Source organism: Sphaerisporangium sp. NPDC049002 (assembly GCF_040649355.1).
In the GTDB taxonomy this organism is placed as follows: domain Bacteria; phylum Actinomycetota; class Actinomycetes; order Streptosporangiales; family Streptosporangiaceae; genus Sphaerisporangium.
This window is the reverse complement of sequence record NZ_JBEZFH010000022.1, coordinates 1-20,389: the sequence shown is the minus strand read 5'-3', so window position 1 is coordinate 20,389 and position 20,389 is coordinate 1. Positions and strand designations below refer to the sequence as shown.

Genomic DNA, 20,389 nt, shown 5'->3' with positions numbered 1-20,389 from the left:
GGAATGTACTTACTCTCGACAACTGGTGACGGTACGCGCGAGGGTAATCGCGGCGATATGTCCTAAAACAAAGTTCTATTTCGGGATATGTTAGTTGGGCGAGTGACCCCAAGTCACGAGGGATGCGGAAAAGTGACAGAAACAGGTTCTAGGTTGGGCTCCAGCGACGCGCCGGGCACCGGTCCCTCGGCGTCCACCGTCGCCGCGACCCGCGAGCCGGAACCCGAGACGCCTCCGACGCCACCGGAACCCGGGACGTCTCCGGAACCCGGGACCCCTGCGACGCCACCGGAGCCCGGGAAGCGACCGCCCGATGGGCCGCCGTCGCCCTCCGGGCACCTCGACGCGCTCGACGGGATGCGGGCCGTCGCCGCCTTCGCGGTCCTGATCTTCCACGTCGCCATCGAGTCTGCCACCGCGCTTCAGAACAACTTCTTCGCCGCCCTGCTGTCTCGCGGCGACGTGGCGGTGCCCATCTTCTTCACGCTCTCCGGGCTGCTCCTCTACCGCCCCTACGCCAGGGCAGTGGTGGACGGGACCAGGTGGCCGGGCACCCGGACGTACCTGGTCAAGCGGGCGCTGCGCATCCTGCCCGCCTACTGGCTCGTCGTGGTCATCGCCTTGCTGCTGTGGTCCCGCGACCACCTCGGCGACACCAAGACGTGGCTGCAGATGGTGTTCCTGGCCCAGAACTACGAGACCGACCCCTGGTGGTTCGGCCTCGGCCCGAAGGGGCTCGCCCAGATGTGGAGCCTGTGCGTGGAGGTGGCGTTCTACCTGGTGCTGCCGCTGCTCGCCGCGGGGCTCGCGTGGTTCGCGCGCCGGGGCGGAGGCGACGCCGGTCGCCGGGCGAGGCGCCTGCTGCTGGGCCTCGCCGCGCTCGCCGCGGTCTCCTACCTGTGGACCGTCCTGAGCTACTACCCCGACTACCGGCCCTACATGAACACCTGGCTCCCGCGCGCGCTGACGTTCTTCGCGCCCGGCATGGCGCTGGCCGTGGTGTCGGTGTGGGCGCGCCGCGAGCAGGACGGCCCGGCCGCGCGGCTGGTCCGCGCCGTGAACGCCTCGCCGGGAACACTGTGGGCGGTGGCCGGCCTCGCCTACGCGGTCGCGGCGTCCCCGGTGACCGGTCCCCGGTTCTCCGGCGTCGACGGGGTCTGGAGCGGCGTGTTCGAGCTGGCCCTCTACAGCACGATCGCCCTGTGCCTGGTGGCGCCGTGCGCCACGCTGTCACACGGCGACGCCCCCGTGGCCCGCCTGCTCGGCAACCCCGTGATGCGCTACTTCGGGCGCATCTCCTACGGGATCTTCCTGTGGCAGTTCATCGCGCTCTACCTGTGGTATGACCTCAGCGAGCAGCAGCCGTTCTCGGGGAACTTCGCGGGCAACCTCCTGGTGGTCGGCGCGCTGACGATCGGCCTCGCGGCACTGACCTACAAGTACATCGAGGAGCCGGCGCGCGGGCTGGCCCGCTTCCTGCGGCCCTCCGCCCTCAGCGCCCGTTCACAGGAACCGCCGCCCCAAGGGCGAACCCCTTGAGGCAGACGTCCGCCGAGGGGTCGTCGATCCGCAGAAGCAGGCCCCTGCCCGGGGTCAGGATCGGGAAGTGCAGCAGCCGGCCCGGGGTGGCCGTCAGGTTGAGCTGCTGGCTCTGACCGCTGACCTCGATGGAGACCGAGGTCGGCCGCTCGGCCGAGTAGGCCAGGCCCGCCACCCCGTCCGGCCCGCCCCAGCTGACCGCCTCCGGGTAGTAGACCGCGCCGTCCAGCGTGGGCAGGCACTTCTTCTTCGGGGGAGGAACCTGGGCGAAGTCGGCCCTGACGCTCACCGGGACCAGCTTGCCGCTGTCGTCGAACACCATGGCCTGGTCGGAGGGCTCGGGCACGCGCATCCGGGCGCGGAGCGCCGGAGAGGCCAGCGGGGCGAGCAGGTGGTGGCTCAGACGGCGGCTGCCGTTCCAGGGCAGCACGATGGAGTCGGGCACCGGACGCGAGAAGATCACGGTGTCGGCCGGGGCCTTGGCCAGCGCCGCCCGCACGTTGCCGAGGTAGGTCCGTACGAGCTCACCGGACAGGGTCTGCCGGAAGTTCTCGATGGAGACCACCGACATGGTCAGGTACGCTCCGGCGGCCAGCCCCGTCACGAGCGGGACGACGGTGCCGGCCGGGAGGGGCCTGCGGTAGGGGTCGGGCTCACCGCGCGACGGCAGCAGCGCGAGGCCGAGGCAGACGGCGAACACCACGACGGCGTCGGCCACGTAGCGGGTCTCGGCCCCGACCAGCCCGAGCGCGGTGCCCCGGGCGATCACCGTGGGGACGGCGTCCACGGCCACGACGTACACCGCGACGACGAGCCAAGCGCGCGCCGCCCGGCGGCGGTAGAGCAGGGTGGCGCCCACCAGGACGGCGAGCGCCGTCCAGGCGGCGGCGACCAGGAGCGTGGAGGGATCGGCCATGCCGCCCGTGGACGGCACCGGACCCCACGACAGCGGGCCGCCGACCACGCCGGTGGGCAGGGTGCGTCCGAGCAGCGTCCCGAGCAGGTCGGCGGCGACGCCCGGCTTCGGGACCGCCGCCCCCTCCCCCGGCGCGGTGTACTGGCGCGACAGGTACAGGGCCGTGTAGCCGCCCATGAGCAGGACGTGGACCCCCCACAGCCGCCAGTGCCCGCGGAGCTCCCGCGCCACGGAGGTGAACCACCCGGTCCCGTCCACCCGCAGGTAGGCGGTGGTCAGGGCGAACAGCAGCAGCGGAACGAAGACGCCCTTGGTGCTGAAAGCAATGCCGAACACGACCCAGCCAAGGGCCTTCCAGGCGTGCCTGGTCCCCTCGCCGCGCGCGTGGCGGAGCTGCGCCGCAAGCGCGAGCACCATCGCGAGTTGCAGCGGGACGGCGTTGAGCGCCGCCGACCACCAACTGAAGGCCGGGATGGTGAGCGGGCAGAACAGGTACACCGCGAGCGGCAGCAGGATGCCCATGCGGGGGCCGAAAAGCGACCACAGCAGGCGGAACATCAGCACCGCGACCAGCGCCTGCAGGACGAGCGTCACCGAGGCGACCAGCAGCCAGTCATAGGCGGCGAGCCGGGACTCCACCCACGTCAGCCCGAGCGCTCCGGGCATCAGATGGCCCTTGTGGACGCGGAACAGGAAGTCGAAGGTCAACTCGTGCTCGTAGGCGTCGCCGACGAACAGCAGGTCGTCCTCGATGAAGTAGGCACCGCGCAGGATCGGGACGCGCAGGCCCGTCGACGCGAGCACGAGCAGCGTGCCGAGGATCAGCACGGGGTTCGCCAGGGGCGCCATCCACCTCGGGTAGGCGATGCGTACGGTCGGCCGCTCCGGCTGCTCGACCTCCGCGGTCTGCGGCAACGGTCCCTCCGATCACGCGCCGGTTGCTACCCCCGAGTAACGAACACCCTATGAGCCCCGCAAACCCGGCGCAACGCGGTGTTATGCTCCCGGGCACCCGAACACTCCCGTGAAGGGAAGCAGACGTGGAGACCTCGAACGCGCCGTTCCGCGCCACGCTCGGCCGGTCGGTCCGGCTGCTGTCGGCCTTCCGCAAGGAGCAGACGGATCCCGACTTCTTCTACGGCATGCTCGCCCGCGACACGGCCGCCCAGCTCGCCACCTACACCGGCCTGCCGGGCGCGCTGGTGGCCGACGTGGGCGGCGGGCCCGGGTACTTCACCGAGGTGCTGCGGGCGTACGGCGCGAGGACGCTGTGCGTCGACTGCGACGCCGGGGAGATGATGGCCAGGGACGGCGCCGTCCCCGAGGGCGCGGTGCTCGGGAGCGCGCTCGACATCCCGCTGCGCGACGCCTCGGTGGACGTCTGCTTCTCCTCCAACGTGCTGGAGCACGTGCCCGACCCCTGGCGCATGGCGGCCGAGATGGTGCGGGTCACCCGGCCGGGCGGGGTGGTCTACCTGTCGTTCACCAACTGGCTCTCGCCCTGGGGCGGCCACGAGACCTCCCCCTGGCACTACCTGGGCGGCCACCGCGCCGCGCGCCGCTACACCGGCCGCCAGGGCCACCGCCCCAAGAACCTCTACGGCGAGAGCCTGTACCCGGTGTCGGTGGCCGCCGCCCTCCGCTGGGCCAGGTCGCGCACGGACGCCGAGGTGCTGGACGCCCGGCCCCGCTACCACCCCGAATGGGCCACCGGCGTGCTCCGGCTACCCGGCGTCCGCGAGATCGTGACCTGGAACCTCCTGCTCGTCCTGCGCCGTCGCTGACCCCTCCGCCTTCGGGCGGCGGCGCGGGCGCAGGCGCACGGCCACCACGACCAGGATGACCGCGGCCGCGAGCGCGAGGCAGCCGACCGGGAGCACGTCCCGGATCAGGATCGCCCACCGCCGGAACCCCGCGGCCTCGCCCACCTGGGCGTCCACGTCCCCCGGCTCGGTGGTGAGGTCGGCACGGAAGCTCACCACGCGGTCCACCTGGTCGGGGGTGCGCAGGGTGTCCACCCGCTGCTCCCGCGTACGGACCGGCAGGCCGCTCTCCGGCTCGACCCACATCGTCCTGGTGATCCGCACGTACCTTGCCACGCTGACGAGCTTCCACTCGGGCAGGCCGAGCACCTTGCCCGGCACCTGGTCGGGCAGGTCCTCCACCTTGGCCGGGCCGACGGTGTAGGAGTAGCGGTAGGCCGGCAGGCCCTCGACGGTCTCCTCGCCCTCGTACCGCAGCGTGACCTGGCGCTTGAGAACAGTGTCGAAGATCGGGTACCCGCGCGGCTCCGCCCCGTGCGGCAACCGGAACGCCAGGCCCGTCTGCCGCACGGCCGTGTCGTCGTCGATGTAGGCGTCGCAGCAGGCGACGGCCAGCCCGGTGCGCCGGTCGAAGGCCGCCCGGCGCTCGTGGTAGTCGATCCGCTGGCCGTATCCGGTCTCCAGCGACGAGAACTCCACCCAGACCGCGGTGCGCGCGTCCCCCGCCACCGGGTCGCCGTACAGCGAGACCGTGTCGGTCACGGGCACGCCCGTACGGACCTGGAAGGTCGCGGTGTCGAGGTAGGTGGCCGACGGGGCGGTCAGGTGGGTGGTCCTGCGCTGTTCCAGGGGCAGCGTCAGGCTGGTGCCGTAGACGTAGTACCGCAGCAGCACCGCCATCGTCACCAGGAACGCCACCACGACGTACGGGATGGTCCGAAGCAGTTGCTCGCGGGTCACCCGCCCACCTCCGTCAGCGTGGCCTCGCGGTGCCTCGGGGCGGGCGCCGGGGGCGGGGCAGGGTCCAGGGAGGGCACGGCGGCCAGCAGCCGGGCGACCACCACCAGGCAGCAGAGCTGGGGAACCAGGCCGGTCAGCGGCGTGACCTGGTACGCGGTGCCCACCGCCGCGCTCAGCCCGGCCAGGACCAGCGCCCACGCTGGCACCCAGGGGGACAGCGCGACGCGGGCGGCGCGCCTGGCCCGGCTGCCGCCGGCGTGCTGGGCGGCGAGCACGCGCGGAAGCCACAGGCCCACGAGCGTCAGCACCGACAGGACCGCCGCGCCGGGGAGCCCGCCGATCCACAGGCCGGCCAGCGGCGCGGCGGGCCAGACCCAGCGGCCCTTGATCCGTCCCACGCCCGCCTTCGGCGGGCGGCGGCCGGGCCTCGCGCGGATCAGGGCCAGCGCGGCGACGCCCAGCACGAGCGCGAGCCCGGCCAGCAGCGCCACCCGGTACGTCGCGTCCGGCTCGTACCGGAGCACCACCGTCCCTGTGCCCGGAGGCAGGATCCACGCCTGCCTCCACCCGTCGAGGCGTACGGGCCTGAGCCGCGCGCCCTTCAGGTAGGCGTTCCAGCCGGGGTTGTAGTTCTCGCCGACGGTCAGGTAGGAGCCCTCGCTCGTGGAGACGGCCAGCCGCCGCTCCTCGGGCCCCCAGCTCTCGACGCGGGCGGGCTGGATCCTGGTGGTGCCGTCGTCTGCGGCCGACTCCCCGCGAAGGACCGCCGACCTGACCCTGAACGCGTCGGTGAACGGCGCGCCGACCCAGGTCATCCCCGGGATGAGCCGCACCGGCGCGCACCCGGCGTAGGTCAGGGGACGGCCGTTCAGCACGTCGTTGAGCGTGCCGCCGACGATGCGGGTCGGCACGGTGTCGCCGTCGACCTCAAGGGTGGGACCGTACCCGCAGGGCAGCCGGAGCGGGAATCCGCCGAGCTGGCCGAGCGGCTCGACCCCCGGGATGGCGATCTCGGCGACCTCGATGGACCGCGAGGCCGGAGCGGTGAACTCGATGCTGAGCCGCCGGGTCGTGAGCTCGGGGAACGCCACACGCCCGTCGCCGCCGATCCACGCCTGGACGGTGCGCGATCCCGTGCGGATGGTGATCTTCACCGGAGGCTTGCCGAGGAAGGAGTCGGGGAACAGCACCTTGACCTGGGAGAACTTCCGGGGCCTGCCGAGGTCGATCGAGAGCGTGGGGTGGCGGTCGAACGGCTGGGCGTACCAGAGCGTCTTCTCGTCGCCATCCATGGCCGAGCGCCCGAGCGCGGCCGGGTGGTCGGTGATGGTCGAGGACGCGGTCACGTGCGGGTAGGCGTTCGGCAGCGTGGTGAGCAGGTCGGCCGACCTCGGGTCGGTGAGCACGGCCGTACCGCTCAGCGTGCGCGTCTGGTTGGAGTCGACCGCGAACAGCCGCTGGAAGCCGTAGCCGTCCTCGCCGACGATCTCCAGCCGCCGCGAGCAGGCCCAGGCGGACGAGCCGCGCATGCAGGCCGGGGCCTTGCCCTTCGAGGTCAGCATCACCGTCCCCGCGTCGCCGCCTCCGGGCAGCCCGGGGGCCGCGATCGCCCGCGTCGGCCGTACCCCCGGAATGGCGACCTCGCTGATGCCCACCCGGCTGCCGAAGGCGCTCTTCGGCTGGTACGCCAGCTTGGTGACCCGGATGCGCAGCCAGGTCGTCTCCCCAGGAACAGGGGCGAACAACTGCGGATCGGCGGTCTCCCGTACGGGCACACGCCGCGTCCCCGCCGCGGTCGAGAGCTCGACCTCGGCGACGGGCGGTCCGATCGCGCCCTGGTCGAACGCGATCGTGATCTCCTTCATCGGCACCGGCTCGACGAATTTCGCCTCCATCCACTCGCCGAGCGCGCCGTTCCACCCGTCCGACCGCCATCCGGTGCGCGCGTCCCCGTCGAAGGCGGCGAACGGCAGGCGGCCGGGATCCCGCTCCCCCGCCGCGGCCGTGATGTTCGCGTCCGAGGAGGACGCGAGGACGTCGTCGATCCCGAGATAACGCGCGGAGGATGTGGCGGAGGCCCAGGCCGGGTCCAGCAGGTCGGTGGTGGCGTTCAGCTTCCCGCCCTCGGGGAGCGTCGGCCCCGCGCTCCGCCGGAGGTCGCCGAAGACCATCTGCCGCCTGCGCAGGGTGTCAGTGACCACGGTCTTCCTGGCGGGCACCGACGAGGCGCCCGGCTCGTCTCCCACCAGGACCGGGGAGTCGTCCTTCAGCACCCCCTGCTCCGCCATGTCGAGCACGCCCTCGGGGGCGCCCGCCATCCGCATCGTGGAATCGGCCGGCACGGTGCCCGCGACCGGCGCGGGATCGGGTACCGCGTAGACCTCCAGGGCGGGATATGCCTGGTCGAACCAGTTCGAGGCCGTGGGGCTGGAGATCTGGCCGACCAGGGGGCCGAACTGGGCGACCCGCACCAGCCCCGTGGAGTCCTCGATGGTCTGGTGGACGCGGGCCGGCCACGCCGAGCCGATGGTGTCGCGGGCCAGGTCGTTGCGGACGAGCAGGTACTTCACCCCGATGCGGCGCAGGGTGAGGGTGAGGCCTTCTGAGCCTTCGCCGTCGGAGAAGCGCTCGTCGACCGCCTGGAGCAGGCGTGCCAGCCCGGCGGAGCCCCACGGCACGTTCGAGTGCGTGGCCCAGCGCACGGTCAGCAGTGACTGCATCGGCTCGTCGAGCGGACGGCCCCACAGATACTCGCCGCGCTTGGAGCCGGGGACGGCGAGCACCATGCCCTGGCCGGTGTTGCCGTTCAGCCAGGTGGCCGCGTCGCGCCAGTAGGTGGGCAGATCGGTGAAGGCCCCCGCGGGGGTGATCCCGGAGGTGGCGACGGGCAGCACGGCGAGCCCGGCGAGGCCCGCGCTCACGGCGGCCAGCCGCAGCCGCGTCACCTCCGGGCGCAGCGCCGGCAGGGCGGCCAGGCCGAGGGCGAGCGGCAGCCGCAGCAGCGCGTCGAACTTGTGCAGGTTGCGGAAGGGGGCGAGCGGGCCGTCGAGCAGGGCTCTGAACTGCGCCGCCCACGGGAAGGTGAGCGCGTCGGCGTGCCCGGCGGTGACGATCACCACCCCGGCGAGCACGCAGAGCACGAGGAACGTGCGCTCTGGCGTGGACCCGCGGACCAGCCCCGCGAGGCCCAGCGCGGCGACGGCGGCGGTCACGACGACCAGCCACGGCTGGGTCGCCTGGTCGTAGGCGGCGGGCAGCCACGGCCTGCCGTCCACCGGAAGGAAGGAGATCCAGCTCGACGTGCCGCGCAGCGTGTTCAGCAGGGACGTCACGCCCGTGGTCGCGGCGGCGGTCTCGATGAACGGCAGGAAGGAGAAGATGTAGCGGCCGAGCAACACGAGCGGGACGAGCCACCACATCGACACGGCCGCGACGCAGACGAGCCACCAGGCCAGCAGCCGCCGCCTGCGCGGGCCGCCGCGGCGGGTGAGCAGGTAGAGGAACGGCACGACGAGCACGGCCAGCTCGGCGGCGGCGTTGATGCCCCCGGCGAACAGGAACGCGAGGGCCGAGAGCGCGGCGGCGCGGCGCGGGCTGACGCTCTCCTCGGCCCCGCGCACGAGCGGCAGCAGGATCCACGGCAGCACGGCGCTGGGCTGGAACTCCGAGGAGTTGACGCCGATGAGCGCCAGCGCGTGCGGCGCGAGCGCGTAGACCAGCCCGGCGAGGATCCTGGTGTCGGGCGTGCCGATACGCAGCGCACGCGCGACCCTCTCGGCCCCGAGGAACGCCGCGCACAGCACCAGCGTCATCCACAGCCGCTGGATGTTCCACGGAGGCATGTCGAGCCAGCGGAACAGGGCGTAGAACGGCCCCATCGGGAACAGGTAGCCGTACGCCTGGTTCTGCAGGTGCCCGAAGAAGGCGTCGTCCCACAGGTGGGCGGCACGTTCCAGGAAGCCGATCGGGTTGACCGCCATGTCGAGCTTGGTCTCGGCGATGACCTCGCCCGGCGAGGTGTTGAAGGCGATCGCCCCAAGGAGCAGGCAGCCCGCCAGCAGGCGGAGCCGCCGGCGCAGCCGGGATCCCGGGGCATCGGGCCCGGCACGGCCGGTCGTCAGACGGCGGAACCAGGCATCAGCGGTCAAAACGTACCCTTGGCCGGGGTTCAGGGGATATGGCTCTCACCTGTGGCAAGACGGAGACCCAGGGAACGAACGTGCCCCTTTTGCTCAAGTTCGGCCGTGATGAGTCCGGTCATCCTAGCGCCCGTCCTTCCCCACGAGAACTCCGCCGCCCAGCCGCGGCACGCCTGCTGGATCTCCGCGCGCCTCGCGGGGTCCTCCAGCTCCTTCAGTGCCCGGTCCACCACGTCGGCCAGCGACTCGCCCTCCTGGACGAGCCAGCCGGTGACGCCGTGCCGCACCGAGTCGCGCAGGCCCGCCACGTCGTAGGCGACGGTGGGCACGCCGAGGGCGGCGGCCTCGATGACCGTGAGCCCCCATCCCTCGAACTCCGACGCCGTGACGTTGAGCCGCGCGGCGCCGAGCACCGCGTTCTTCTCCGGCTCGGCGAGGAAGCCGTGCAGGCTGACCCTGCCGGTCACCCCGAGCGCGGCGGCCCTGCGCGCCAGCGGTACGTACTCCGGGCCGCGTCCGATCACGTGGACGTGCAGGTCAGGCCAGGTCTCCCCCAGCTCGGCCACCAGTTCCACGACGCGTTCGACGCGCTTGTGGCCGACCAGGCGTCCGAGGTAGGCGACGACCGGGTCCCCCGCGACCTCCTCGCCGCCGACGCCGGAGGCCACCGGGCGCGCGACGGGGCTGCCGTTGGGGATGACCTCGATGGGCGCGAGCCAGCCGAGCTTGTCACGCAGCTCGGTACGCGAGGACTCCGACACCGTCACGGTGGTGCAGTGGCGGTAGAGCAGCCGCGCGACCGGCCCCTCGACGAAGCAGCCGGCGCGGGCGAGCCAGCGGGGGAAGAACGCGTAGAACTGGCGGTCGTGTACGTGGTGGACCAGGGAGATGACGCTCGTGCGCCTGCCGGCCACCAGCGGAGCGAAGAACGGGATGCCGTTCATGCAGTCGACGACCACGTCGAAGCGGCGGCGGCGCAGCAGGAGCCAGAGGGGTACCAGCAGGTAGACCAGGTAGCGGTTGCCCATGCGCCGCAGCTCGATGCCCTCACGCCGCTCGCCGCCTGGCTGCCCCGGCTCGCGGCTCGTCAGGAAGTGCACCGAGGCGCCCTGGCCGACCAGGTACCGGCCGACCTGCCAGGCGTACTCCTCCGCCCCTCCGGCGACCGACTGCAGCGGCTCCCGGAAGTTCAGCACCGCGACCCGGACGCCCTGGAGAAACCGGTCAGGAGCGTGCGCCGTCTCCACCGTGAGGCGCGGCGGGCCGATGGGCCCGGTTGGAGGTACGGGCACGTCGCCGGGATCGTGGGGAGCCCGGCCCGCCTGCTGTGCGACCACGGCCACTCCTTCTGTGTCTCGAACCCCCCTGGCTGCCGCGCGTGCTCGGGCGTGGTTTCGAGCATGGGCATGATCACGCCGGATGGTTTCGGGCACGGCGAAGCCGCGCTTCGTGCTCATCCGACGTGGAACCGGACGGGCTCACCGATCGACGTGTGAGACCCGCCCGTGAAAGATCATCTGTTGCCGTAGTTGTACAACGGCTTGTTGGGCGGCTGAGGGCTGGGGGCGACAACGTTGACGACGCTGACGGACGCGCCGATCGCCAGAACCACCCCAACGACGAGAGCGGCGAGCACTCGCACCATTGGGCTTCTCCCTCCAAAGTGCGGACGCTGTGGGCCTACCGAGAGTAGAACGTGATACAGGTTCTAAGCCAGCAGCTTGGTCAAAACGTAATAAATGGACTTACCGTCCAGTATGCCTGCCTGGCCGCACCTTCACTGGGTCACAGTCGAAGCAGGAGCACCTGACGGCCCACGTAGACCGAGGTGGCGCCGGGCAGCCGTGAGCGGAACGCGTTCTCGTCCTGTCCCACGATGAGCACGTACCGTATGCCGGCCGCCCTGAGCACCGAGGTCAAGGCGCCGCCGCGCGTCCCGATGGCCGCCCCGACGCGCCTGGCCAGGAGATCCTCCCCGGCGACGCGGAGCGGCCGCCCGGCTGCCAGGCCGACGACGAGCGCGTCGTCCCAGACGACCCGCCGGGCGAACGACTTGGTGGCGGGGTCCAGGATCACCCGGCCACCGTTCCACGCGAACGCCCGGTGGGCGCCCCATGGCAGCGAGATCAGCGCCCCCGGCCGGGGGTCGCCGTTCACGATCGCCTGCACGCGCCGCCAGTCGTCCGGGTACTCCACCGCCGCCAGCCGCCCCGAGGCCCCCCAGGCGAACGTGGGCAGGACGAGCACCGGCACCAGCACGCCGACGACGGCAGGCACGAGCACCGCCGCCCTGCGGGCACGGGCATCGGCGCGTGCCACCCCTCGGACACGGTCGTCCAGGCGGGGCAGATGGCCCACGGCCACCCCTCGGACACGGTCATCCGGGCGGGACAGCCGGCCCACGGCCACCCCGAACCCGACGGCCTGGACCAGCACCAGGGGAGCGACGTAGAGCTGCCCGTCCCGAAGCGGCCCGAACCCCGGCCACAGCCCGATCAGCCCCTTGAGGACCCCCGGCGCGTACGCCCCGGCCAGCGCGATCACCAACCCGGCCGACGCGGCGATGAGCAGGCCCCTCCAGTAGGGCGCTTCGGTCCGGAGAAGACGGACGAAGGTGACGACGGCCACCACGGCGAGGAGCAGGCGGGCGGTCGCGAGCACCCAGGCGGCCTGGCCGGGAACGACCGCCTGGGCGTTCCAGATGCCGCCGAGGCTGAGCAGGCTGCCCAGGGTGCCGAACGGCCCGTCGGCCCTCGGCGCGAAGGCGTCCACCCCGGCGGGGTCGGTCACGGCGTGGCTGAGCAGCGCGGGGACCGCCCACGGCAGGCTCAGCACCGCCAGTACGGCCAGAGCCTCCAAGGTCCCGCGAAGCCGCCGCGACGGGCCCGCGACCGGCACGGTCACTACCGGCGACGAACCGCCGACCGGCACAGGCACCACCAGGGACGAGCCACCGGCCGGGACGGGCAGGGCCCGGGTGGCGGCCACGGGGAGTACGGCGAGGACCGACACGAGCATGGCCTGGAAGCCGCCGGCGGCGGCCGGGACCAGCGCCAGGGCGAGCCGCCACGGCCCGCCTCTGGCCGCCGCCCTGACCGCCCACGGCAGGCCGGCGAACCCGAGCAGCAGCGCCCACTGGCCGAGCAGCAACCGCTGCGCGAGGTAGGCGTTCCACGCGTAGAACACCGCCGCGGCCAGCCGGGCCACCAGCCGGTCCCCCGGCACCAGCGCCGCCGCCCCCGACCCGGCCAGCACGAAGATCGCGAGCAGGATCAGCTTCTGCACGGCCTGCGCCGGGAGCACCGACGACAGCAGCGCGACGACCTGGTCACTCGGCACGGCACGCGGGAACCCGCCGGGATCGAGGCGCAGCGGCGGACCGGGCACGAAGACCATGTCGTACCGCAGCACGAACCCGCGCCCGAGCGCGGGCCCGAGGGCGAGCAGCCCCACGACCAGCCCCGCGAGCGCGGGCGCCGCCCGCACCAAGCGGTGAGCGCGCATGGCCTCGTACCACCCCCGGTCGCCAGGCACCGTGATGCCGCAAAGCTACCGGACGGTCATCTGGCTATTTGCCGGGTTCCGGGTCGCGGGGGAGGCCGAGCATGCGTTCGGCGATGATGTTGAGCTGGACCTCGGTCGTGCCACCGTAGATGGTCATCGCGCGCGTGGCGAGGACCGCGCGGTTCCAGTAGCCGGCGTCGCCCAGCTTCATGTCGGCGGCCACCGTGGCCGAGGCGCCGAGCAGGGTGACCGCGCATTCGGACACGTGCTGCGCGTGCGAGGTCGACAGGAGCTTGCGCACCGAGGCGTCCGCGCCCGGCTCGGACCCCGCGAGCTGCTTCAACGTGACCCGCATGCTCAGGGCGTTGATCGAGTGGCCCTCGCAGACCACGCGGGCCAGCTCCTGCCGCTCGACCGCCGTCAGGTCGCGGCCGAGCCGGGACGCCAGGCCGAGCAGGTCGGTGACCGAGGAGCCCGTGCCGCCGGAACCGGACGACAGGGACACCCGCTCGTTGGACAGGGTGTTGCGCGCGACCCGCCAGCCCTCGTTGATCTCGCCCACGACCAGGTCGTCCGGGACGAAGACATCGTCGAAGAAGACCTCGTTGAAGAGGTTCTCGCCGGTCATCTCGGTCAGGGGCCGCACGGTCACGCCGGGGGCCTTCATGTCCACGACGAAGTAGGTGATGCCGTCGTGCTTGGGCTTGGAGGTGTCCGTGCGGGCGATGCAGATGCCCCACTCGGCGACGTGCGCGACGGAGGTCCAGATCTTCTGCCCGTTGAGCTTCCAGCCGCCTTCCACGCGCTCGGCCTTCATCTGCAGCGAGGCGAGGTCGGAGCCCGCGCCCGGCTCGCTGAAGAGCTGACACCAGATCAGCTCTCCGGCGAGCGTGGGCGGCAGGAACCGCTCCTGCTGCTCGGTGGTGCCGTACGCCGCGATGGAGGGCACGACCCAGGCTCCGATGATCATCTGTGGCAGCCGTACGCGCGCGGCCTTCAGCTCCTGGTGGATGAGCACCTGCTCCAGCGGCGAAGACCCACGGCCCCACGGCGCCGGCAGGTGGGGCATCACGAAGCCCTTGCCGGCGAGCGCGCGCTTCTGCTCCTTGCCCTCCAGCGTGGCGATCTCGGCGATCTCCTCGCGAAGGGACGAGCGCAGCGCCTCGGCGTCCTCGGGAAGGTCGAGCTCCATCTCGCGGGCGACGCCGGACAGGGCGTGCGACGCCACGGACTCGGCCCACTCGGCCGACGGGCCGAGCAGCGCGCGGAGGGTCAGCGCGCGGCGGAAGTACAGGTGGGCGTCGTGCTCGAAGGTGTAGCCGATGCCGCCGAAGGTCTGGATGGCGTCCTTGGCGCACTGCACGGCGGCGTCGGGGGCCATGACACCGGCGATCGCGGCGGCGTAGCCGAGCTCGTCGCCGCTCGCGCGGGTGGCGTCCCAGACGGTGGCGCGGGCCTGCTCCAGCGCGACGAGCATCCGGGCCGCCTTGTGCTTGATGCCCTGGAACTGGCCGATCGGACGGCCGAACTGCACCCGCACCTTGGCGTAGTCGGAGGCGGCGCGCACGCACCACGAGGCGACGCCCGCCGCCTCCGCGCCGAGCACGATCGCACCCAGCTCGCGGACCTGGGCGCCCGTCAGCCCGTCGAGCACCCGCTCGCCGGGCACGCTCACCGAACCGGCCTCCACCTTGGCCACGCCCCTGGTGAGGTCGAGGCTCTTGAGCGGGGTGACGGTCACGCTGTCTCTGGAAAGGGCCACCCACTCCTGGCCCCGATCGGTGCTCACCGGGAGCACGAACACGTCGGCGAGTGCGGCGCCGAGCACGGGCTCGGCCGTGCCGCTGACGGTCAGGACGCCGTCGTCGTCGCGGTTGCCGGTCAGCGTGCCGGTGAACGCGACGGCACCCGTCAGCGCGCCCTCGGCGAGGCCGGGCAGGAGCTCGGCGCGGGCCTTGCCGTCGGAGGCGAGGATCACCGCGGACGCGAGCACGGTCGGGACGTACGGGCCGGGGGCCATGCGCTCGCCGAGCGCCTCGACGGCCACGGCGGTCTCCAGCAGGCCGAAGCCGCTCCCGCCGTACTCTTCGGGCAGGTGCAGGCCGAGCAGGCCCTGGTCGGCGAGGCCGGCCCAGAAGGCGGGCCGCTCCTCGGTGTCCGCGCCGACGGCCGAACGGACGACCTCGGCGGGAATGTTGCGCTCCGCCCAGCCGCTCACGGACTCGCGGAGCGCCTCGTGCTCCTCGCTCAACCCGATCGCCATAACACCCTCCGTGCGGTTCGGCCCCAAGACGTGGCAGAACCATATTCTAGAAGATGCTTCCAAGGCTAACCATGGCCCAGACCACATCTGGCCCGAATCAACTTAGCGACCACAGCGCGTGAATAAGGGGAAACCCTGGCACGGGCGCACCCCGGAAAGGGATCACTCGCCGTGCAGGTCGGCCAGCGCCTTCTCGAAGGCGTCCATCTCCCCCTCTATGCGGGCGAGCCCGGCCGAGGGCAGCCACGGCATGACCCGCGCGACCCCGGCCTTCTCGCACTCCTCAAGCACCTTCGGGTCCGGCGGAACCGACATCATCATCACTCGTACGGACTTCCCGAGCTCCTCCGCCCGGCGGAACAGCTCGGGCACGCGCTCCAGCACGCCCGGAGCGTAGTTCGGCAGCCAGACCTCACCGTACGACAGGACCCGGTCGAGCACCTTGGGTCCGGTGCCGCCCACCAGGACCGGCGGGTGTGGCTGCTGGACCGGCTTGGGCCAGGACCAGATCGGATCGAACGAGACGAACTCACCGTGGTACTCGGCCTCGTCGTGGGTCCAGATCTGCTCCATCGCCTCGACGTGCTCCTTCATCACGGCGAACCGCCTGGAAGGGTCGACTCCGTGGTTGCGGATCTCGGGGTCGTTCCAGCCGGCGCCGACGCCGAACTCGAAGCGGCCGCCGGTGAGGCGGTCGATGCTGGCCACCGTCTTGGCGAGGGTGATCGGATGATGCTGGACCACCAGGCAGACACCGGTGCCGACGCGTAGTTTGGTGGTGGCCATGCCGGCGACCATGCACGTCGTGAGGGTGTCGTAGGTGTGCCAGTACTTGCGCGGGAGCGGGCCGTTCTCGGGCCGTCGCGGCAGCTCGGCGTGGGCCGGGATATGGGTGTGCTCGGAGAAGAGCACGGCCGCGTGCCCGCGCTCTTCCACCAGCCTGGCCAGGGTGTCGGGAGCGACCGCGTCATGCGTCGCGAAGTAGCCGAATCCAGTGTCCATCGCCCCAAGGTAACCCGGGCCCCCGCCATCGCCGCGCCGACACCCGGATGCCTTCTGACCAGGTGTTTCGCGGCCAAGGACTAGATCGCGCGGGCGGTCCAGAAGAGCATGTTCAGGTCGTGGTAGAGCGCCGTACGGGTGTCGGGGACGGTCGCGAACAGCATCGCGGGCTTCTTCTTGCCCGTCGCGATGACCATGACGTAGGCCTGCGAAGAGTGCTTCTTGCCGCCCTGGACGTAGCTGACCTTGTAGCCGAGCACCCATCCGAGGTTGTACCGCGCCTGCTGCGACACGGTCCAGGTGAACTTCGACCCGGCGGGCTGGTAGCGCAGCGTCCACTTCGCCGCCTTGCCCGCCAGCTTGCGGAAGTCCTCGTACGTCGTCAGCGCCTTGGGAACGGCGACCGGCACAGGGGCCGAGCCGATCAGCGCCTGCCCGGACGAGCCGGCCTTCTGCGCCGCCGAGAAGGGGGCGCGGGTGGTCTTGGCCCACGGGGTGCCGTACTGGGCGTAGCTGAGGCCGGCGGTCCGGTCGGCCACGTACGACGCGATCGGCGTGCCCGCGCCGGAGAAGACCGTCATCGCCTTGGCGGCGGGGACCGGCGGGACCGCGATCGGGGTCGGGGTCGGCTTCGGCGGCGCGCTCGGCACGGCGGGGCCGCCCGCCTGGGCCGGGCTCACGTGTACCTGCTCACCGGGGATGTCACCGCCGAACAGCATGAAGATCAGGACCACGATGATCCCCGTGACGATGGCGGCGCCGACGCCGTACACCGCTCTCATGGGGATGTCACCGATCCGGAAGATCGCCCTGGCGAACCAGCGGGGCCGCTTCCTCGCGCGGGGTGCGGCGGGCCTCGCCTCGCCGGCCAGAGCCCCGAAACTCGACGGCGGCCCCGGCGCGGGCGGCTCATGCCGGGCCGAGGCCCGCGGCGTGACCGGATCGGGGGCCGAGGGCTCTGGCGTGGCGGGACCGGGACGGGCCGAGGGCCGCGATGTGGCCGGATGGGGACGGGCCGAGGTGGCGGGCGAGCCGGCGACGGACCGGTCCGGCCGGAGGAACGGTCCAGTCGGCCTTCGGACGTTCGCCGTCACGTTGTGGTCCGCGGTCTCGTGCGCGCTCTCATCCGGAGCCGCTGAGCCCGGCGCCGGATCCGTGGACGCCGGGTCCGTGGTTGCCGGGTCCGTGGTTGCCGGGTCCGTGGACGCTGGGTCCGTGGTTGCCGGGTCCGTGGACGCTGGGTCCGTGGTTGCCGGGTCCGTGGCGGCTTCGCCGGGCTCCTGCCGTTTGGACGCCCGAGCCCTCGCCGCCTCGGCCATGGCGAGTGCCTGCTCGGTGCTCACCCGCGGCATCGGGGTGGTCGGCGCTTCATAGGAGGGAACGTACGTCGGAGGCCGCCCCGGCCCAGGGCGGCTGGGGGAGTTTCCAGCGCCGTCCGCCATGTCCGCAGACTACGTCACAAATCGTGATCCACGAGGTCCGCCATCGCGGGCCGCGACGGCAGAAAGCGCGTTCCAGCAGGTAGAACGCGCGAGCCCGCACCGAAGAAAATCGGGTCGCCAACATGCTCGCGATGATCACCGCCGACGTGCCCGATCAGGGCGGGCCCGACCGGCCGGACCGTTGGCAAGATCGACCTATGGGCCGCTGACAGCGAGTATCTTCCGTGTGGTCGGGCATCACCTTGACCATGGAGATGACACCAGGTACGCGGCGCACCGGACATATCGGCCGGCACGCTCTCACCGCCGGGGTGGCCGGGGTCCTGGTGGTGCTCAGCGGCTGCGGACTCACCGGAGCGCCGGCCTCGACGCACCGGGCCTCCGGGGGGTCCACCACGCCGCCACCGCCGCCCGCGACGATGGTCTCGGAGGAGCAGGCGTACGAGCGGGTCATCGCCCAGGTGCTTCCGTCCATCGTGCAGATCAACACGTCGGGAGGTCTCGGGTCGGGCGTCGTATACGACACTGACGGCCATATCGTGACAAATGCCCATGTTGTGGGTAAGTCCACGAACTTCGAGGTCATACTCGCGACGGGCGGCAAGCCCCGAAAGGCCAAGCTCGTCGCGTCGTACCCGCTGGGCGACCTCGCCGTCATCCGCGTCAACGACAAATCGGGGCTGGCCCCGGCGACGTTCGGCGACTCCACCAAGCTCAAGGTGGGTCAGATCGTGCTGGCCATGGGCAACCCGCTGGGCCTGTCGGGCAGCGTGACCAACGGCATCGTGTCCGCGCTCGGCCGTACGGTCACCGAGCCCCAGGGCGAGGGGTCACCGGGTGCCACGATCACCAACGCCATCCAGACCTCGGCGTCGATCAACCCGGGGAACAGCGGCGGCGCGCTCACCAACCTCTCGGGCGAGGTCATCGGCGTCCCAACGCTGGCCGCGATAAACCCCGAGCTGGGCGGGGGCGCGGCCCCGGGCATCGGCTTCGCCATCCCGAGCAGCACCGCCAAGGACGTCGCCGAGCAGATCATCAGGAGCGGCAAGGTCACCAACACGCGCCGCGCCGCCCTAGGGGTGCGGGTCAACACCGTCGTCGGGCCCGACGGCCAGCCGGTGGGCGTGGGCATCGCCCAGGTGGATCCGGGCAGCGGCGCCGCGAAGGCGGGCATCAAGCCCGGTGACATCATCGTCAGCGTCAACGGCAGGCCGACTCCCACGGCCGCGACGCTCTCCGAGGTGCTCGCCGGCCTCAAGCCGGGGGCCCAGGCGAGGGTCGAGATCCTCCATCCCAACGGGAGGTCGGACACCGTCACCGTGATCCTCGGCACCCTCTCGGGCACCTGATCCGTCTCCGGCTCCCCGTGGTGTGGCCGCTCGCATCGCGGCGGTGGTCGCTGACAGTAGGTGTCAGCGATCCGGGCCTAGCTTGGCTCCCATGAACGACTTCGACTTCCTCGTCGGCACCTGGAACGTGGCCAACCGGCGGCTCAAGGAATGCCTGACGGCGTGTACGGAATGGGATGAGTTCCCCGGCGTCTCAACCTCCAAGAGCATCTTCGGCGGCGGGAACATGGACGAGATCGACTTTCCCACCAGGGGCTTCTCGGGGCTGACCCTCCGGCTCTACGACTCGGGGCGCGAGGAGTGGTCGCTGTACTGGTCCAGCAGCCGCTCCGCCGTGATCGACCCGCCGGTGGTCGGCCACTTCGACGGAGGCGAGGGCGTGTTCTACGCCGACGACACCTACCGGGGCGTTCCCATACGGGTGCGGTACATCTGGTCCGGGATCACCCCGACCTCCGCCCGATGGGAGCAGGCGTTCTCCACCGACGGCGGCAAGTACTGGGAGACCAACTGGATCATGGAAATGACCCGCGCCGAGGCATAGACAGCGGCTCCCACTCCCCTGCCTCACCCGGCCACGCCCCGAGACCAGGACGCCGGGGGCGCGCACCTCGCTCACAGAGCCGATACGAGAGACCGGGCACCCCGGGCCCGGCTACGCCATTGGATCAAGAACGACTAGAGTCCTTACGTCAAGGGTGAGATGTCCCTTTGGTTCTCAATCCGCTGATCACCGCGATGGAGAATGGCAGCCGATGACCACCACCACATCCGTCTCCGCGCGACGGGTGATCGAGCAGGCGGCGCGAGGGCACTATCGAACCGTCTACACGCCCTCGGTGCTGGAGGCCGCCTCCACGGTGCTGGCCGACCTGCACGCCGCCGGGCTGCGCCATGGCATCGGCCCGGCTGACTGGCAAGGTTTCCACGGTACCGACCACCGACTCGCCGAGGCCGTTCTCCTGGGCCAGGCGACCGCGTACCGTCAGGCCTCCCTCGCCGGCCTGGACGACCCGCTCGCCCTGCTCACCGCCGCCGCCGACCGCGCCGGCCTGACCACCCTCCGCCCCCGGACGCGCCCCGACCTACCCGGTGCGCCGAGGGACGGCGGCGTGGCGACTTTCGGGGTGACCGGTGCGGCGGACGCCGCCGGTCCGGCTCCCCGGGCCTCGATCCGCCTGGCCCGGCTCCCGCGGACGCCTCCGTGGGGATGGGACGGCATGGCCTCGCTCGTCGTCTCCCTGGACCGCTTCGACAACCCCACGAGCCCCGCGTGGAAGTGGGAGCTGTTCCCCGACGTCGGCGAGCCCAGCACCCAGATGGTGCAGGTCGTCGCGCCACCTCCGTCGCCCGCCGTGGCCGACGAGGTCCTCGCCATCGCCCACCAGGCCCTCACCGGCGCCCTCCGCCTCTACCGCTAATGGAAGCTACCGGGTCGGCTGATCGGGCAGACTCGGTGCCTGGTAGCCGCGAGTGAGTGAGTACTTCCAACCGCTGGACCGATCTTGA

Annotated in this window: 13 protein-coding genes; 5 read left to right on the top strand and 8 right to left on the bottom strand. The window is 71.9% G+C overall.

Annotation, left to right across the window (positions count from 1 at the left end):
* Positions 1-87 precede the first annotated feature (87 nt).
* Entirely contained in the window at positions 88-1,539 is a 1,452-nt protein-coding gene (locus AB0B89_RS07595) for an acyltransferase (RefSeq protein ID WP_358549645.1), read from the top strand.
* Here the strand turns inward: AB0B89_RS07595 and AB0B89_RS07590 are convergent.
* A complete protein-coding gene (locus tag AB0B89_RS07590; protein ID WP_358549642.1) occupies positions 1,493-3,370 on the bottom strand; it encodes a hypothetical protein in 1,878 nt (625 codons plus the stop codon). The genes AB0B89_RS07595 and AB0B89_RS07590 overlap by 47 nt on opposite strands.
* A gap of 125 nt (positions 3,371-3,495) precedes the next feature.
* On the opposite strand from AB0B89_RS07590, the gene AB0B89_RS07585 reads away from it, so the two are divergent.
* Entirely contained in the window at positions 3,496-4,239 is a 744-nt protein-coding gene (locus AB0B89_RS07585) for a class I SAM-dependent methyltransferase (RefSeq protein WP_358549640.1), read from the top strand.
* On the opposite strand, the gene AB0B89_RS07580 is transcribed toward AB0B89_RS07585, so the two are convergent.
* From AB0B89_RS07580 to AB0B89_RS07550, 7 genes are all read right to left on the bottom strand, one after another.
* Positions 4,180-5,178, bottom strand: a complete 999-nt coding sequence (locus AB0B89_RS07580) for a DUF3068 domain-containing protein (RefSeq protein ID WP_358549637.1) — start codon at positions 5,176-5,178, stop codon at positions 4,180-4,182. The genes AB0B89_RS07585 and AB0B89_RS07580 overlap by 60 nt on opposite strands.
* Complete coding sequence (locus AB0B89_RS07575) at positions 5,175-9,326, bottom strand: alpha-(1->3)-arabinofuranosyltransferase family protein (protein WP_358549634.1); 4,152 nt, start codon at positions 9,324-9,326, stop codon at positions 5,175-5,177. The genes AB0B89_RS07580 and AB0B89_RS07575 overlap by 4 nt, the downstream gene beginning before the upstream one ends.
* A gap of 20 nt (positions 9,327-9,346) precedes the next feature.
* Positions 9,347-10,585 carry a glycosyltransferase family 4 protein gene (locus AB0B89_RS07570; protein ID WP_358549709.1) on the bottom strand — a complete coding sequence of 413 codons (1,239 nt, stop codon included), beginning with the start codon at positions 10,583-10,585 and terminating at the stop codon, positions 9,347-9,349.
* A 517-nt stretch (positions 10,586-11,102) separates the two neighbouring features.
* On the bottom strand, positions 11,103-12,821 hold the full coding sequence (locus AB0B89_RS07565; RefSeq protein ID WP_358549631.1) for a hypothetical protein: 1,719 nt from the start codon (positions 12,819-12,821) through the stop codon (positions 11,103-11,105).
* 64 nt (positions 12,822-12,885) lie between these two features.
* Positions 12,886-15,084: an acyl-CoA dehydrogenase gene (locus tag AB0B89_RS07560; protein ID WP_358549628.1), complete on the bottom strand. Its 2,199-nt coding sequence runs from the start codon at positions 15,082-15,084 to the stop codon at positions 12,886-12,888.
* A 162-nt stretch (positions 15,085-15,246) separates the two neighbouring features.
* A complete protein-coding gene (locus AB0B89_RS07555) occupies positions 15,247-16,086 on the bottom strand; it encodes a TIGR03619 family F420-dependent LLM class oxidoreductase (RefSeq protein ID WP_358549625.1) in 840 nt (279 codons plus the stop codon).
* An 80-nt stretch (positions 16,087-16,166) separates the two neighbouring features.
* Complete coding sequence (locus AB0B89_RS07550) at positions 16,167-17,180, bottom strand: hypothetical protein (RefSeq protein ID WP_358549622.1); 1,014 nt, start codon at positions 17,178-17,180, stop codon at positions 16,167-16,169.
* A gap of 602 nt (positions 17,181-17,782) precedes the next feature.
* On the opposite strand from AB0B89_RS07550, the gene AB0B89_RS07545 reads away from it, so the two are divergent.
* The 3 genes from AB0B89_RS07545 to AB0B89_RS07535 all read left to right on the top strand — a co-directional run bounded on the left by AB0B89_RS07545 (position 17,783) and on the right by AB0B89_RS07535 (position 20,301).
* Positions 17,783-18,880 (top strand): trypsin-like peptidase domain-containing protein, encoded by a 1,098-nt coding sequence (locus tag AB0B89_RS07545; RefSeq protein ID WP_358549619.1) that lies wholly within the window; start codon positions 17,783-17,785, stop codon positions 18,878-18,880.
* A gap of 91 nt (positions 18,881-18,971) precedes the next feature.
* Positions 18,972-19,424 (top strand): hypothetical protein, encoded by a 453-nt coding sequence (locus AB0B89_RS07540; protein ID WP_358549616.1) that lies wholly within the window; start codon positions 18,972-18,974, stop codon positions 19,422-19,424.
* A 211-nt stretch (positions 19,425-19,635) separates the two neighbouring features.
* Positions 19,636-20,301 (top strand): hypothetical protein, encoded by a 666-nt coding sequence (locus tag AB0B89_RS07535; protein ID WP_358549613.1) that lies wholly within the window; start codon positions 19,636-19,638, stop codon positions 20,299-20,301.
* The last annotated feature ends 88 nt before the right edge of the window (positions 20,302-20,389 follow it).

Excerpts from the sequence above, each read along its gene's own strand:
- AB0B89_RS07595 (WP_358549645.1), top strand. The coding sequence starts at position 88 with ATGTTAGTTGGGCGAGTGACCCCAAGTCACGAGGGATGCGGAAAAGTG.
- AB0B89_RS07565 (WP_358549631.1), bottom strand. The coding sequence starts at position 12,821 with ATGCGCGCTCACCGCTTGGTGCGGGCGGCGCCCGCGCTCGCGGGGCTG.
- AB0B89_RS07560 (WP_358549628.1), bottom strand. The coding sequence starts at position 15,084 with ATGGCGATCGGGTTGAGCGAGGAGCACGAGGCGCTCCGCGAGTCCGTG.
- AB0B89_RS07555 (WP_358549625.1), bottom strand. The coding sequence starts at position 16,086 with ATGGACACTGGATTCGGCTACTTCGCGACGCATGACGCGGTCGCTCCC.
- AB0B89_RS07545 (WP_358549619.1), top strand. The coding sequence starts at position 17,783 with ATGACACCAGGTACGCGGCGCACCGGACATATCGGCCGGCACGCTCTC.
- AB0B89_RS07540 (WP_358549616.1), top strand. The coding sequence starts at position 18,972 with ATGAACGACTTCGACTTCCTCGTCGGCACCTGGAACGTGGCCAACCGG.
- AB0B89_RS07535 (WP_358549613.1), top strand. The coding sequence starts at position 19,636 with ATGACCACCACCACATCCGTCTCCGCGCGACGGGTGATCGAGCAGGCG.